The organism is Nocardiopsis sp. NPDC055879 (genome assembly GCF_053615935.1).
This window is the reverse complement of the sequence record NZ_JBSHCT010000003.1, coordinates 73,007-86,983: the sequence shown is the minus strand read 5'-3', so window position 1 is coordinate 86,983 and position 13,977 is coordinate 73,007. Positions and strand designations below refer to the sequence as shown.

At 70.3% G+C, this 13,977-nt stretch carries 13 protein-coding genes; 3 read left to right on the top strand and 10 right to left on the bottom strand.

Annotated elements, in window-relative coordinates:
• Window positions 1–239 precede the first annotated feature (239 nt).
• From ACWGKS_RS04425 to ACWGKS_RS04400, 6 genes are all read right to left on the bottom strand, one after another.
• Window positions 240–1,676 carry an L-fucose/L-arabinose isomerase family protein gene (locus ACWGKS_RS04425; protein WP_358513237.1) on the bottom strand — a complete coding sequence of 479 codons (1,437 nt, stop codon included), beginning with the start codon at window positions 1,674–1,676 and terminating at the stop codon, window positions 240–242.
• A 9-nt stretch (window positions 1,677–1,685) separates the two neighbouring features.
• Window positions 1,686–2,381 (bottom strand): L-ribulose-5-phosphate 4-epimerase, encoded by a 696-nt coding sequence (locus tag ACWGKS_RS04420; protein ID WP_358513235.1) that lies wholly within the window; start codon window positions 2,379–2,381, stop codon window positions 1,686–1,688.
• Window positions 2,378–4,048: a ribulokinase gene (gene araB / locus ACWGKS_RS04415; RefSeq protein ID WP_358513281.1), complete on the bottom strand. Its 1,671-nt coding sequence runs from the start codon at window positions 4,046–4,048 to the stop codon at window positions 2,378–2,380. Before araB ends, ACWGKS_RS04420 begins: the two co-directional genes overlap by 4 nt.
• Before the next feature lie 255 nt (window positions 4,049–4,303).
• Window positions 4,304–5,491 carry an MFS transporter gene (locus ACWGKS_RS04410; protein WP_358513233.1) on the bottom strand — a complete coding sequence of 396 codons (1,188 nt, stop codon included), beginning with the start codon at window positions 5,489–5,491 and terminating at the stop codon, window positions 4,304–4,306.
• 213 nt (window positions 5,492–5,704) lie between these two features.
• Window positions 5,705–6,688: a LacI family DNA-binding transcriptional regulator gene (locus tag ACWGKS_RS04405; protein ID WP_358513279.1), complete on the bottom strand. Its 984-nt coding sequence runs from the start codon at window positions 6,686–6,688 to the stop codon at window positions 5,705–5,707.
• Between the two features lie 1,256 nt (window positions 6,689–7,944).
• Window positions 7,945–8,151, bottom strand: coding sequence for a hypothetical protein (locus tag ACWGKS_RS04400; protein WP_358513231.1), 207 nt, complete (start codon window positions 8,149–8,151; stop codon window positions 7,945–7,947).
• 258 nt (window positions 8,152–8,409) lie between these two features.
• On the opposite strand from ACWGKS_RS04400, the gene ACWGKS_RS04395 reads away from it, so the two are divergent.
• Together ACWGKS_RS04395 and ACWGKS_RS04390 are read left to right on the top strand one after the other, a co-directional pair.
• Window positions 8,410–9,513, top strand: a complete 1,104-nt coding sequence (locus ACWGKS_RS04395) for an LLM class flavin-dependent oxidoreductase (RefSeq protein ID WP_358513229.1) — start codon at window positions 8,410–8,412, stop codon at window positions 9,511–9,513.
• Entirely contained in the window at window positions 9,510–10,127 is a 618-nt protein-coding gene (locus ACWGKS_RS04390) for an FMN reductase (protein ID WP_358513228.1), read from the top strand. The genes ACWGKS_RS04395 and ACWGKS_RS04390 overlap by 4 nt, the downstream gene beginning before the upstream one ends.
• Before the next feature lie 70 nt (window positions 10,128–10,197).
• Here the strand turns inward: ACWGKS_RS04390 and ACWGKS_RS04385 are convergent, their stop codons facing one another.
• The 4 genes from ACWGKS_RS04385 to ACWGKS_RS04370 form a co-directional block, all read right to left on the bottom strand.
• Window positions 10,198–11,196 (bottom strand): YihY/virulence factor BrkB family protein, encoded by a 999-nt coding sequence (locus tag ACWGKS_RS04385; protein WP_358513226.1) that lies wholly within the window; start codon window positions 11,194–11,196, stop codon window positions 10,198–10,200.
• A 145-nt stretch (window positions 11,197–11,341) separates the two neighbouring features.
• Window positions 11,342–11,929: a DUF3618 domain-containing protein gene (locus ACWGKS_RS04380; RefSeq protein WP_358513224.1), complete on the bottom strand. Its 588-nt coding sequence runs from the start codon at window positions 11,927–11,929 to the stop codon at window positions 11,342–11,344.
• Complete coding sequence (locus ACWGKS_RS04375) at window positions 11,905–12,345, bottom strand: phage holin family protein (protein ID WP_358513222.1); 441 nt, start codon at window positions 12,343–12,345, stop codon at window positions 11,905–11,907. Before ACWGKS_RS04375 ends, ACWGKS_RS04380 begins: the two co-directional genes overlap by 25 nt.
• Window position 12,346: 1 nt before the next feature.
• Window positions 12,347–12,976 carry a hypothetical protein gene (locus ACWGKS_RS04370; protein WP_358513220.1) on the bottom strand — a complete coding sequence of 210 codons (630 nt, stop codon included), beginning with the start codon at window positions 12,974–12,976 and terminating at the stop codon, window positions 12,347–12,349.
• Between the two features lie 191 nt (window positions 12,977–13,167).
• Between ACWGKS_RS04370 and ACWGKS_RS04365 the strand changes: the two genes are divergently transcribed.
• Window positions 13,168–13,851, top strand: a complete 684-nt coding sequence (locus ACWGKS_RS04365; RefSeq protein WP_358513218.1) for a maleylpyruvate isomerase family mycothiol-dependent enzyme — start codon at window positions 13,168–13,170, stop codon at window positions 13,849–13,851.
• Window positions 13,852–13,977 lie beyond the last annotated feature (126 nt).

Below are 13,977 nucleotides of genomic sequence, written 5' to 3'. Positions count from 1 at the left end.
GGGCAGGGTGATGACGGACCAGGACACGGGCGGCAGGACCGCGGTGAGCGTGCCCTCGGACAGGTGCACGTCCTCGGCCGGTCGAGGGACGACCCGGTCGGGGGCGTGCATGGTGTTGGCGGCGTAGGGGTCCTCGTCGGCCAGGGTTCTGGCGTCGGTGATCGCGCCGGGGGTGGGAGGGCTCCCGGTGGGAGCCCTCCCCAGGGGGTGCGGGCGCCGGGGGGCGCCTGGCCGGCCGCTCAGACCGGGACGTACTCGATACCGGCCAGCTCGCACAGGACACGCCAGTCCTGGGCGATGTGACCGGAGTTCATGACCATGTGGTGGGTGCCACCGGCGCGCAGCCAGGCGTCCATGCAGCTCCGCACGCCCGAGGCGGGACGGAACTGCCCGTAGGGCATCTCCAGGGCGGGCAGTTCGGGGGAGTCCAGGACCTCGCCCTCGGCCACCACCAGACGGAACCGTTCCCCGCCCAGGGAGACCAGGGACGCCAGTGTCGCCGGCCCCGGGCGGTAGCGGAACACCAGGGTGGGCGGGTCGTCCAGACCTCCGATGCCCAGCGGGCGTTTGATCAGCCGTACCGGTTCGTCCTCGCGGGCCAGCCGCCAGTTGCCCTCGCCCATGTGGCTCATCAGGATGGAGTCGCTGGGAAAGTCCATCGCGTACATCTCGGTGAAGTGACCGTCCCCGGCGAGCCGGTGCCCGGCGTAGACGATCGAGGCCGCCAGGACGTCCCCCTCTCCGGCGAAGCCGTACCCCTGGGCCATCAGGGTGGAGGCGGCGGCCATGGGCAGCCGGGCGAAACGCCCGTCCTCACCGATGGCGTCGAAGTGGGTGGAGTAGGCGCCGCACTCCGACTCCTCCAGGAGTCGTTCGATGCCCAACTGCATACGGACGTGGTCCTCGCGTTCCTCCTTGGACAACCGGGTGTCCACGTCGAACACCCCGTCCTCCCAGGAGATGAGGTCGCGCACCGCCTGTTCGGGCAGGTCGGCCATGGCGCGGTGCAGGGCGCCGGGCGCGATCACGTGCACCTCCGGTCCGAGCTTGCGCAACAGCGCGGACTCGTCCACGCGGGCGTCGCCCATGCCGTTCATGGGGTAGCCGAACACGCCCACCCGCAACCGGCGCAGCGCGCTGACGGTGTGGGCCGCCCGAGCCCAGCGGTCCACCCGCTCCGCGAAGTCCGGGCTCTGCCACTCACCGGTGATGACCTCGAAGTCGACCCCGGCCCGGACCATCGCGTTGGCGGTGTCCTGTGCCCCGTGGATGCCCTGGTTGTAGGTCATGTCGTCCATGTCCCAGGCGGCGCTGACGGCGGGGTCGGGCTGGATGTTGGCCAGGGCGACCGGCAGCCGCAACCCGGACAGGGCCCGGGTGACGCGCAGCGAGGGGCCGTAGGTGAGCATGACGACCAGGACGCCGTCGAGCCCCTCGGCCTCGAAGGAACGCAGGGCGCGTTCGGCGTCCTCACGACCACGGACGGGTGGAGCGACCGTCCACTCGGCGACGTCGGACAGGCGATCGGCGACCCGGCCGGCGTAGGCGGCCTGGTGCTCGGTGATCCCCGGGATCATGTCGTCGTAGAGCGGCTGCATGATGCCGAGCAACCCGACACGGGGCCGGTGGGCGCGCACCGCCGGGTTGTCGGTCGCGGGGGGTGTGGGTAGGGGCACGTCGCTTCCTCACTGTCCGTAGGCGTTCTGGTAGCGGTGGTAGAGGGCGTCGACGTCCTCTTGGGGTAGGCGTTCGACGGGGCCGCCCTGGCGGGCGAGGTGGACGGTGCGCGCCACGTCCTCGCACATCACCGCGGCCTTGACGGCGGCGTTGGCGGTGGCGCCGATGGTGAAGACCCCGTGGCCGCGCATGAGGACGGCGGGGGAACGGTGACCCTCCAGGGTGCGGACGACGCCGCGTCCGATGGAGTCGTCACCGATGCGCGCGAAGGGGCCTACCGGGATGTCGCCGCCGAACTCGTCGGCCATCGCGGTGATGGCGCAGGGCACGGGCTCCCCGCGGGCGGCCCAGGCCGTGGCGTAGGGGCTGTGGGTGTGCACGACCCCGCCGACGTCGGGGCGGGCCCGGTAGACGTGGGCGTGGGCGTCGGTGTCGCTGGAGGGTTTGTGCCGGCCCTCGACCAGGGCGCCGTGCAGGTCGCACACGACCATGTCCTGGGGGGTGAGGTCGTCGTAGGACACCCCGCTGGGTTTGATCACCATCAGGTCGGTGTGGGGCACCCGGGCCGAGATGTTGCCGCTGGTCCAGGTGACCAGGTCCCACCGGGTCAGTTCGGCGTGCAGCCCGCACACGTGTTCACGCACGTGTTCCACCTCGGCGCGGTGGCGCGTCAGCAGGCCTTGGATGTCGTCGATGGAGGTCATCGCACTCCCTGGGTGGCGTCGTCGGAGGTGAGCGCGTCCTGTCGCAGGGCCCGCAACCGGTGCAGGCTGTCGGTGCCGCCGCGCCCGAAGTGGTCGTGCAGTTCGGTGTAGACCTCGAACAGGGCGTCGTAGGCCGCGGCCCGGCGCGGATCGGGGTCGACGGTGTCGGGGCGGACCCGGCCCATGGCGGCGGAGGCGGTGTGGACGTCGGGGTGGGCCCCGGCGGCGACGGCGGCGTGGATGGCCGACCCCACGGCGCAGCTGTGCTCGGTGTCCACCACCCGCAGGGGCCGGTTCAGCACGTCGGCGTAGACCTGAAGGACGAAGGGGTTGCGGACCATGCCGCCGCCGATGGTGAGGTCGTGGACCGGCACCCCCGCGGTGGTGAAGGCCTCGATGATGGTGCGGGTGCCGAAGGCGGTGGCCTCCACCAGGGCCCGGTACACCTCCTCGGGGCGGGTGGCCAGTGTCATGCCCACCAGCACGCCGGTCAGGGAGTGATCGACCAGGACCGACCGGTTGCCGCTGTGCCAGTCCAGGGCCACCAGACCGTGCGCGCCCACCGGGGCGTCGGCCGCCTTGGCCGACAACAGGTCGTGGACGGACACCCCGCGTTCGGCGGCCTCCTGGTGGTAGGCCGGGGGCACGTGGGTGTCGACGAACCAACCGAAGATGTCGCCCACGCCGCTCTGCCCGGCTTCGTAGCCCCACATGCCCGGGGTGATGCCGCCCAGGGCCATGCCGCACATCCCCGGCACCTCGGCCAGGACCTCGGAGTTCATCACGTGGCAGGTGCTGGTACCCATGATGGCGAGCATCCGACCGGGCGCCGTGGTCTGCGCGGCGGCCGCGGTGACGTGGGCGTCGATGTTGCCGACGGCCACGGGGGTGCCCTCGAACAGGCCGGTCCAGGCGGCGGCCTCGGCGGTGAGGCCACCGGCCCGTTCGCCCAGCTGGGACAACGGGTGGTCGAGCTTTTCGGCGGCGAAGTCGGCGAAGCGGGGGTCCAACGCGGCCAGGAAGTCCTTGGTGGGCCAGGCGCCGTCCTGGTGGATCCCCTTGTACCCGGCTGTGGCCACGTTGCGGGTCTCGTGTCCGCACAGTCGCCACACGATCCAGTCGGTCGCCTCGATCCAGCGGTCGGCGCGCCGGTAGACCTCGGGGTCGTCGCGCAGTACCTGAAGGGCCTTGGCGAACTGCCATTCGGAGGAGATCCGCCCGCCGTAGCGGCCCAGCCAGGGTTCGCCGCGTTCGGCGGCCAAGGCGTTGATCTCGTCGGCCTCGGGTTGGGCCGAGTGGTGGCGCCACAGCTTGGGCCAGGCGTGGGGGCGCCCGGCGAGGTCGGGGGCCTCGCACAGGGGGGTTCCGTCGGCGGTGGTGGGCAGGACCGTGCAGGAGGTGAAGTCGACACCGACACCGATGACCCGATCCGGGGTGATCCCGGACGCGTGCAGAGCGGCGGGAACGGCTTCGCTCAGGACCCTTCGGTAGTCCTCGGGGTGTTGCAGGGCGGTCTCCGGTTCGAGGGGCTCCTCGTGGCCGGGCAGCCGGTCGGAGATGACCCCGTGGAGGTAGGCGCGTTCGGCGGTGCCGAGTTCCGCGCCGTCGCGGACCCGGACCACGACTGCGCGTCCGGAGAGGGTCCCGAAGTCGATACCGACCACCACGGGGTCGGGGGGAGGTTCGGCGGAACCCGGATTGTTGGCGTTAACATTCGTGGCCAAGGAGAGGTCCCTTCTCGGCTGCGCTCACTGAATGAACCCCTTACGCCACGTGAGGGACGAGGCCATGAGGGGGCTGCTGTGACCTGGCCAACATTGTTGGCGTTAACAAAGGAGGAAGTCAACCCCTCGGGGAAACCGGTTACCGACAGCGAAGCGCCCGCGCCCCGAAGCGGGACACGGGCGCTTGCGCCGGGGGTGTCAGTGGCCGAGGGCGGGTTCGCCGACGGCCTCCTGCTCGGGCTCGGAGGAGCGGTCCAACAACCCCGCCGTCACCGCGATGCCCAGGCCGGCCACGGCCAGCACCGCGCCGATCGCCGCGGGGGAGGCGTAGCCCAGACCCATCGCGATGCCCACGCCCCCGACCCAGGCGCCACCGGCGTTGGCCAGGTTGAACGCGGAGTGGTTGGAGGCCGAGGCCAGACTGGGCGCGGTGCCCGCCCGACTCATCACCAGAACCTGCAACGGGGCGGTCACCCCGAAGCCGACGGCCCCCAGGACGACCACGCCGATCGCGGCGGTCCAGGGGTTGTGCACGGCCACGGTGAACAACGCCAACACGGCCGCCAGGCTCGCGAGGGAACCGTAGATGGTGGGGCGCAGCCAGCGGTCGGCCAATGGGCCCACCAGGAGCGAACCCAAGGTCATGCCCACCCCGAACAGGGCCAGCACGATCGGCACACCGGAGGTGGGCATGCCCGCCAACTCGGTCATCATCGGGGAGATGTAGCTGTAGACCGCGAAGACCCCGGCGAACCCGAACACCGCGGTGAGCAGGCCGAGGACCACCTGTGGCCGGGCCAGGGCGGAGAACTCCCCGCGCAGGCCACCGCTGCGGCCGATCGGCACGTGCGGCACCCAGCGGGCCACACCGAGAACGGTCAGGCCGGCGATGACCGCCACCACGAGGAAGGCGGTGCGCCAGCCGGTGAGCTGTCCCAGCAGGGTGCCGGCGGGCACCCCGACGATGTTGGCGATGGTCAGTCCGAGCATCACTCGCGCGACCGCGGTGGCCTGCCGGCCGGGACCGGCCAGGTGAGCCGCCACCAGCGCGGCCACACCCAGGTAGGCACCGTGCGGAACGCCGGCCAGGAAGCGGGAGACCAACACGGTCTCGTGCGAGGGCGCGAACACGGTGAGCAGGTTGCCCAGCAGGAACACGCCCATGAACAACAGCAGCGCGGTCTTGCGCGGCAGCCGCGTGCTCAACGCGGTGAGCAGCGGCGCGCCCACCACCACGCCCAAGGCGTAGGCGGAGATGAGGTGCCCCGCGGTGGGGATGGGCACACCGAGGTCGGCGGCGACCTCGGGCAGCAGGCCCATGATGACGAACTCGGTGGTTCCGATGGCGAAGGCCCCGAGGGCCAGGGCGAGCAGGGCCAAAGGCATGACAGTGCCTCCCTCTTGCTCAGAGGTGGTCGAGCGACGGGTCGTGGAGTGTGCGCCGAGGGGCACGAAGGCCTGTGGCGGCCGAGAGAACGTGCCTGCCGCCAGGGTCGGGGCGACACGGGTTTGGCACGTGCTAAATCCAGGGTGTCAGGTCTGAGGGGCCCACATCAACCGTGCGGCACGTGATCTGTCTCGCGCCGGGACCGCGTGGACTCAACGGCATGGGGGAGCGGTGCTCTCCCGCATGGTCAGCGTGGGCGCCAACACCACATGGGCGCTGTCGGTACGCCCCTCGTCCAACCGCGCGACCGCCGCGTCCACCGCCAGTTCCGCCATCCGTTCCACGTCCTGGCGGACCGAGGTCAGACCCAGGAACGGCAACCCCGCGACACGACTGTCGTCGTAGCCCACCACCGACACCTCACCGGGAACGGAGTGTCCGGCTCGCACCAGCGTGGCCATCAACCCGCGCGCGCACTGGTCGTTGCAGGCGACCACGGCGGTGGGCAACCGGTTTCGGGCCAAAAGGGTGTTCGCGGCCCGGGCCCCGGCGGCCTCACCATAGACACCGGGCAGTACCTCGGCCCACTCGCCCAGACCGTGGTCGCGCATGGCCGTCAGGTAACCGTCACGGCGCTCGGGCGCCCCGGGCGATTCGCCGCCGTCCACGTGCACGATGTCCCGGTGTCCCAACGAGACCAGGTGATCCACGGCCAGCCGGGTCCCGGCCGCGTCGTCGGTTCGGATGCTGTCGGTGTCGACCGCTCCGCTGCGCTGCCCGATCTCCACCACCGGTACCCGGGACGCCACCCGAGCCAGATCCTCGGGGGCCTGGGCCGACAGACCGATCAGCACCAGCGCCTCACAGCGCAACCCCACGAGGTCGTCGATGGCCCGGCGTTCGGTGCGCGTGGCCATCAGGGCGCTCAGCACCACGCTGTACTCCTGCAGGGCGGCCGCCGCGTACAGCGCGCCCACCAGGTCGGTCTCCATCGGGTGCGCCATCGTGAACAGCACCCCCAGTTGGCGGCTGCGGGCCCGGCGTAGCAACTGCGCGGCGGTGTCGACGCGGTAGCCCAACTCCTCGGCCGCGCGCAGTACCCGCTCCCGGGTCCGGGCGCTGGGTCCGGGCCGATCGCCCAGCACCAGGGAGACCAGCTGCCGGGAAACGCCCAGATGCGCGGCCACGTCGGCCATCGTCGGCCGACCGCCGCTATCGTTCCCCGTCACCTTCGGTCTCCTCCCGTGCAGGCGCATCGTACCGCCGTCCACGAACACCCGCCGCACAAGGCGAACCGATGCCCTGAACCGGGTGTGGGTCGGTGCGGATCGGCGCGGGACGGGCGTCGTCTACGAGGCCTTCTCCGAGAGGGGCCGGGTCACGGTTCACGCACCGATGGGCGGGCGAGTGAGTACGGCCGATCGGGAGTGGGACGTCCCGGCCGGACACGAAAAAGCGGGGGCGCGCCGTGCGGCGCGCCCCCACCGGGTCTGGTCGGCCCCACGTCCCCCAACGTGGGGGCCGACCTCGCGGTCCGCCACCGAGAACGGTGGGGCCGCTGGGAGGCGAATACGGTGATGGTTTCGTGTCGGAAACCCCCATTTACGACACGAGCACTCGTATTCGCTTGGTCTGGGCCGGGTCCCACGTCCCCCAACGTGAGACCCGACCGGCGCGGCCTACGCACGGAGTGCGGTCTGGCCGCTGGGAAGGCGGATGCAGCGATGGTTTCGTGTCGGAAACCCCCATTGCCGACACGAGCGCGTGCATCCGCGCATGGTCTGAAGGTGATGTCGAAGCTTCTCACAGACGCTGGTGGGATTTTCGGGGTCGGGGTTCGGTCTGGGGTGCTTCACCTGTGATAACGCTTCGTACAGGTGGAGTGTTCCCGCCTGTACGAACGAATTTACGGGGTCGTCGGTAAAAACCGTGTGCATTGTGGGGCACGGGTTGTCCATACTCTTCGAGATTTCGGTCGGGGAAGAGGGGGACGATGGTCGACGATGGTCGCGGCGACCTTCGACCCACCTGTTGGGCCGACCACCCCGTGGCGCCCCACCGGGCCCGTGGAACTCGCTCTGGTCAGGGATCCCGGTCGGCGCGAGTGGGCCCCAAGGCTGCCCGGGCAGCCCATCTTCCACCCCGTCCTGAACGAGGACCACGCCGTTCGGATCGCCCGGGAGTGGAACCCGCCACGCGCTGGTGAGGGCCGCGTCACCCGATTTCGTGTGGAGCCCTCGTTCCTGTCCCGCCACCCGGTGCGGCGGGCGCACGCACGGTCCCGGGGTTGTGGGTGTCGGCGGCGGAATCGGCCTGGTTCAAGCGCACATCCATGGAACGACCGAACCGGTGTGATCCTTCCCGCCCGAGGCCTTGCGGCCCGCGTTCGGAGGATTGTCAGGTACGAACACTGGGCCCGGCTCGGATGCCGGGCCCTTCGTGTGCGCGGAACTCAGCGTGGCTCGGCGGTCGACTCGCGTTCCTTGAGGGTGATCAGGACCTCGCCCAGGGCGTCGGCGAGCACCACCGGCTCGCGAGTGCGCTCGGTCGTCTCCTCGCCGGGGTGGAGTGGGCGACGCTGCCGGGGCACGGCACGGTGTGGGGTCGGTGAGGTGGTGGGGTGATGGGGCTTCCGTCGGGGGTCGAGGGTGGTGGCCATGGGGGTGTCGGGCGCTTCGGGGAGGCGCCCTTCTCCTTTCCCGCACTCGTCGGGCCGGTCTGTGGCCCGCTGTGACGGTGTCTTCACCTGTCTCACCAGGGGTATCACGCGATAGTGACATTTGGTGGATACGGAGCGTGCCTGTGGATGAACGCGGGCCCTCGAAGATCGATGGAATACCCGGCCCCACGAGCTGGTTCGACATGATAGTTTCATAGTAAGTAATTTCCTTGGAAGCTAGATGGATCGGGGAACGCCATGCAGTTCGGAATCTTCTCGGTCAGTGACGTCACCACCGACCCCACCACGGGACGCACTCCGACCGAGCACGAGCGGATCAAGGCGATGGTGGCCATCGCGCTCAAGGCCGAGGAGGTGGGCTTGGACGTCTTCGCCAGCGGCGAGCACCACAATCGCCCCTTCGTGGCCTCCTCGCCCACGACCATGCTCGGCTACGTGGCGGCGCGGACCGAGAAGCTCATCCTGTCCACCTCCACCACGCTGATCACCACCAACGACCCGGTGAAGATCGCCGAGGACTTCTCCATGCTCCAGCACCTGGCCGACGGTCGGGTGGACGTGATGATGGGTCGCGGTAACACCGGCCCGGTCTACCCCTGGTTCGGCAAGGACATCAGACAGGGCATCCCGCTGGCGCTGGAGAACTACAACCTCCTGCACCGCCTGTGGCGCGAGGACGTCGTCGACTGGGAGGGCAAGTTCCGCACCCCGCTGCAGGGCTTCACCTCCACGCCGCGACCGCTGGACGACGTGCCGCCGTTCGTGTGGCACGGCTCCATCCGCAGCCCGGAGATCGCGGAGCAGGCCGCCTACTACGGTGACGGCTTCTTCCACAACAACATCTTCTGGCCCGCCACCCACACCCGTAAGCTCATCTCGCTCTACCGGCGCCGCTTCGAGCACTACGGCCACGGGAGCGCGGACCAGGCGATCGTCGGACTCGGCGGTCAGGTGTTCATGCGCAAGAACTCCCAGGACGCGGTCAAGGAGTTCCGTCCCTACTTCGACAACGCGCCGGTCTACGGCGGTGGCCCCTCCCTGGAGGACTTCACCCGTGAGACCCCGCTGACCGTGGGCAGCCCGCAGGAGGTCATCGACCGTACTCTGGGCTTCCGGGAGATGTTCGGCGACTACCAGCGCCAGCTCTTCCTGATGGACCACGCCGGACTGCCGCTCAAGACGGTCCTGGAGCAGCTGGACCTCCTGGGCGAGGAGGTCGTCCCGGTGCTGCGCAAGGAGTTCGCCGCGATGAAGCCCGCCCACGTGCCCGACGCGCCCGACCACGCCTCGCTCCTGGCCGCCAAGGAGCAGACCGCCACGAAGACGGAGGAGACCCGATGACCCGGAAGCTGGTGACCGTCACGGCGGGGATGAGCAACCCCTCCTCGACCCGTCTGCTGGCCGATCGTCTGACCGCCGCGGCCGAGGAGGCCCTGGTCGAACGTGGCGAGAAGGTCGAGGTGCGCGTCGTGGAGCTGCGCGAGGTGGCCCACGACATCATGAACGCCATGACCACCCGTGTGCCCACCGGTGAGCTGCCCGGGGTCCTGGCCGACATCGCCGACGCGGACGGGATCATCGCGGTGACCCCGGTCTTCAACGCTTCCTACAGCGGCCTGTTCAAGTCGTTCTTCGACGTGATCGAACCCGGCACGCTGGACGGCACCCCGGTGTTGGTCGCCGCCACCGGCGGCAGCCCGCGTCACTCGCTGGTGCTGGAGCACGCGCTGCGGCCGATGTTCTCCTACACCCGCTCGGTGGTGGTGCCCACGGGCGTCTACGCCGCCTCCGAGGACTGGGGAGCGGGGGACAGCGGTGGACGCGAGCTGTCCGAGCGCGTCGAGCGGGCCGCCCGACAGCTGGCGATCCTGGCCACCGAGCACACCTCGGACAAGGCCGATCCCTACGAGGAGCCCACGTCGTTCGCGGACCTGATGTCCGGTCTGGGCGCCTGAGCGGGGCCGGTCCCCGAGAACACGACACGTGTGGGCTCCTCAAGGAGCCCACACGTGCCCTCCGTCCGCCTCAGCCGTGTTCTCGCCGAGGCTTCCCGCCCTTCTTCCCCTTCGGGCGGTCGCGCATCTCCACGTAGGGCTCCTCCTCGGGGGGCTGCCCCGCCTCCTCCGCGCGCCCGCGCTCGATCTCGGCGTTGAACTCCTCACCGAGCAGGATCGCGATGTTGCTGATCCAGAGCCACACGAGGAAGATCACCACGGTCGCCATGCTCCCGTAGGTCTTGCTGTAGGAGGCGAAGTTGGCGACGTAGAAGGCGAACGCCAGCGAGGCGACCAGCCAGATCAGCACCGCGAGCAGACTGCCCGGGCTGACCCAGCGAAAGCCGCGCTTGGCGTTGGGCGAGGCCCAGTACAGGAGAGCGATCATGAAGGCCATGAGGAGCAGCAGCACCGGCCACTTCGCGATGTTCCACACCGTCACCGCGGTGGGCCCCAGACCGACCAACTGTCCGACGCGCTCGGCGACCCCGCCCGAGACCGCGACAGCGAGCACGGTGACGGTGATCAGGACGACCAGCATCAGGGTGACGCCGACGCGGATGGGCAGCGTCTTCCATATGGGACGCCCCTCCGGTACGTCGTAGACGACGTTGGACGCCCGCATGAAGGCGGCGATGTACCCCGAGGCCGACCACAGGGCCACGGCCAGGCTGACGATACCGACGAGGCCGGCGACGCCCTGACTGCCCTGGAGGTTCTCGATGGCGGTGTTCACCAGCCCGGCCACATCCGGGGGCAGGAGCGCGGAGGCGTTCTCGGTCAGTGTCCGGGTGGCGTCCGGCCCGGCCAGACCGAGCAGTGACACCAGTACCAACAGTGCCGGAAAGAGCGAGAGGATCGCGTAGTAGGTCAGCGCGGCGGCCAGGTCGCTCACGTTGTCCGCGCTGAATTCCCGGAACGTCCTACGCAGGGCGCCCCACCACGAGGACTTCGCCATGCGGGTCGGAGCCGTGGCCTCTCCCCTCGGAGCGCGCTCGCCGCCCCGTGTCTGATCGCTCTGCCGGACCATCGGTCACTTCCCTTCTCCGCTCCTCGCCATCTCGCCGGTGCCGTCGACGAAGGGCGTGGTCGCGCTCCGCCGCCTCGCCCACCGCGGCCGAACCGGGCGGGGAGACGACGCGGGCACGACCGGCGGTCGGAGCCTTCCGCGCGGATCAGGAACCGCGCATTTCCTCCGACGCGCCCTTCGCCTGGTGTTGGGCCTGCTCACCGGTGGAGCGCGCCCTCTCCGAGGCGCTCTCCTTCAGGTGCTCTCCGGCGTCGCGGGCCGAATCGGTGGCCTGTTCCTTCACCCGGTTCACGGACTGGGAGACCGCCTGTTCGACCGGCTCGATCATCGAGCCCGCACGGTCCTGGATCTGGCGGGCGGCCTGCCGCTCCGCCCTGCTCTCGGAGATGAGCGAGGCGGCCAGCAGACCGGCGCCGAAGGCGATCAGTCCTGCGGCGAGCGGGTTGCCCCGGGTCTGCCGGACGGCCTGCTGGGGAGCCGACCTGACCGCGTCGGTCATCTGCTCGGCGTTCTGTCGGATCGAGCTCCCGGTGGAGCTCCCACCCGACCCCTGAGACGGAATCGATCCCATGACGCGATCCTTCACTTCCCCGGCCTTGCGGCGCATCCGGTGGGTGCGACGGTCGATCGCCTTACGCGGGTTGGCGCGGTCCACCAGCCGGTCGGTGTCCTGGGTCAGCTCCGCGCGCGTGCGCTCGATGTCCTGCCTTATCCGGTCGGATGTTTCACCCATTGGGCGTCCTCCTTCAGAGTCTCGATGGTGCGCTCGGGTGTGGGTGAGACCTCGCGCATCCGCTTACGTCCGATGACGAACATGACCGCACCCGCGATCGCCCACAGCACCGCCACCACCAGGGCGGACCAGCCCAGCCCGATGAGTTCGGCGAGGCCGAACACCGCGGCGAAGCTGAGCAGGATCACCGTCATGTAGCCCGCGAACCCGGCTCCACCGAGCAGCCCCGCGGCCTTGCCCGCCTTGGCGCCCTCCTCACGGAGCTCGGCCTTGGCCAAGGCGATCTCCTGGCGGAACAGCGTCTGGAGGTCGGTCGTCACCACCCCGACGAGTTCGGACAGGGACCGGTCGTCCTGGTCCCACTCGCGCCGGATCCGGTCCTGTGTGCCCGGTGTGGGCCTGGGAACCGTCGCCATGTCAGATCCCCCCTCCTTCCGGATTCCGCCCCAGCCTCTCGGAGGCCACGCCGGGAGGGATCGTCTCGCCCGCGGACGGGCTGCCCTGCCTGGGCAGCGAAGCGGGCTCCCGGCTTTGGACCGAGGAGGAGCCCCGCCCCGATCCCTCGGAACCTCCCTGTTCGGAGCCCTCGGGGGACACCTTGAGGATGCGTCCGAGTGCGAACCCGGCCACCGCGGCTCCCACGAGGAAGGCCATCGGCTTGCGTCTGGCGAAGTCGCGGGCCTCGTCCAACAGACCGTTCACGCCCCGCTCGTCCAGGAAGTCCGCGGTCCCGCGGCCGCCTTCCGCGACCTGGCGCACCACGTCGCCCACGGGCGAGTCCGTGTCCGCGTGTTCGGCCATGGACTCCAGTTCCTGTGACCACTGGCGCAGGTTTCCCGAAGCCTTCCTGGTCTGATCCTCGGCCTCTTCCCGGAGGCGCCCCTGGACGTCGTTCATGACGTGCCCTGTCTCCGAGCGGGCCTCACCGGCGAAGGACCGTGCCTGCTCCTTCGCGGTGGACGCGACCTCGCCCGCGGCCGCGCGAGCCGCTTCGGTCTTCTGGCCGCCGCCGCTGTCGGGTCCACCGGACCCATCCTGCGAGTGCATCACCACAACCTCCTCGGATCGGCTGGTCATGCGGTTGGGAGCGCGCCTACCCTCGCGCTCGCATCGATACGCATGAGAAGACCGCGGATGTGTATTCCTGGACTTCTTTTGTCATTTCCTTTCCCCGGAGGAAGCCTTGCCGGAGACGGTGGACCGGACCTGCCCCTAACAGTGTTAGGTAGGGTTGGACGATGGACTCCGCGCTCATCTACCAGCAGGCCCAAGACCGTCTCGTCGCCTTGGCCGCGGGCCTTGACGAGGCCTCTCTCGCCACCGTCGTCCCGGCCTGCCCCGCCTGGGACGTTCGCCAGACCTACGCCCACATGGCCGGCCTCTGCGTCGAGGTCGTGCAGGGCCTGGTGACGCCCCCGGCCAGTGACGAGGTCACCGCCCGTCAGGTCGCCGACCGTGCCGACGAACGCATCGACGAACTCACCGCGGAATGGGTCGAGGGCGCGCCCGCCCTGCTCGAACTCATGCGCACCCGGACCCGGCTGCGTTACTCCCTACCGGCGCTGGACACCTGGCACCACGAGAACGACATCCGTGGCGCGCTGGGGATGGAACCCCAGACCGAGGGCGCCGACCAGCTCGCCGCCTTCGTACTGGGTGGCCTGGCCCGAGGCTGGCCCGCCGACCGCCCCTCGGTACACGTGAAGGCCGCCGACACCGGCCAGGAGTGGCGGCTGGGGGAGGGCGACGCCGAGAAGGGGGCCGACCTCGGCCTGAGCGCGAGCGCCTTCGAGCTGGCCAGGGCGATCACCGGGCGGCGCAGCCTCGCCCAGATCCGCGCCCTGGACTGGGACGGCGACCCCGCCGGGGTGGCGCACCTGCTGCCGACCCTGCCCGCCCCGGAGGGTGACCTGAGGGTCTGAGGACGGTCGTGGGGGGGGCGGGGGGGCGGGGGGGGGGGGGGGGGGGCCCCCCCCCCGGGCCGGGTCGGGGGGGGGGGGGGGTGGGGGTTTTTGGTGTTGCACCCCATGGGCGGGGTCCACAACTGG

What these genes read in the sequence shown, in the direction of transcription:
- ACWGKS_RS04420 (WP_358513235.1), bottom strand. Translation starts at nt 2,381, where the DNA reads ATGACCTCCATCGACGACATCCAAGGCCTGCTGACGCGCCACCGCGCC.
- ACWGKS_RS04410 (WP_358513233.1), bottom strand. Translation starts at nt 5,491, where the DNA reads ATGCCTTTGGCCCTGCTCGCCCTGGCCCTCGGGGCCTTCGCCATCGGA.
- ACWGKS_RS04405 (WP_358513279.1), bottom strand. Translation starts at nt 6,688, where the DNA reads ATGGCCGACGTGGCCGCGCATCTGGGCGTTTCCCGGCAGCTGGTCTCC.
- ACWGKS_RS04400 (WP_358513231.1), bottom strand. Translation starts at nt 8,151, where the DNA reads ATGGCCACCACCCTCGACCCCCGACGGAAGCCCCATCACCCCACCACC.
- ACWGKS_RS04395 (WP_358513229.1), top strand. Translation starts at nt 8,410, where the DNA reads ATGCAGTTCGGAATCTTCTCGGTCAGTGACGTCACCACCGACCCCACC.
- ACWGKS_RS04390 (WP_358513228.1), top strand. Translation starts at nt 9,510, where the DNA reads ATGACCCGGAAGCTGGTGACCGTCACGGCGGGGATGAGCAACCCCTCC.
- ACWGKS_RS04385 (WP_358513226.1), bottom strand. Translation starts at nt 11,196, where the DNA reads ATGGTCCGGCAGAGCGATCAGACACGGGGCGGCGAGCGCGCTCCGAGG.
- ACWGKS_RS04380 (WP_358513224.1), bottom strand. Translation starts at nt 11,929, where the DNA reads ATGGGTGAAACATCCGACCGGATAAGGCAGGACATCGAGCGCACGCGC.
- ACWGKS_RS04375 (WP_358513222.1), bottom strand. Translation starts at nt 12,345, where the DNA reads ATGGCGACGGTTCCCAGGCCCACACCGGGCACACAGGACCGGATCCGG.
- ACWGKS_RS04370 (WP_358513220.1), bottom strand. Translation starts at nt 12,976, where the DNA reads ATGCACTCGCAGGATGGGTCCGGTGGACCCGACAGCGGCGGCGGCCAG.
- ACWGKS_RS04365 (WP_358513218.1), top strand. Translation starts at nt 13,168, where the DNA reads ATGGACTCCGCGCTCATCTACCAGCAGGCCCAAGACCGTCTCGTCGCC.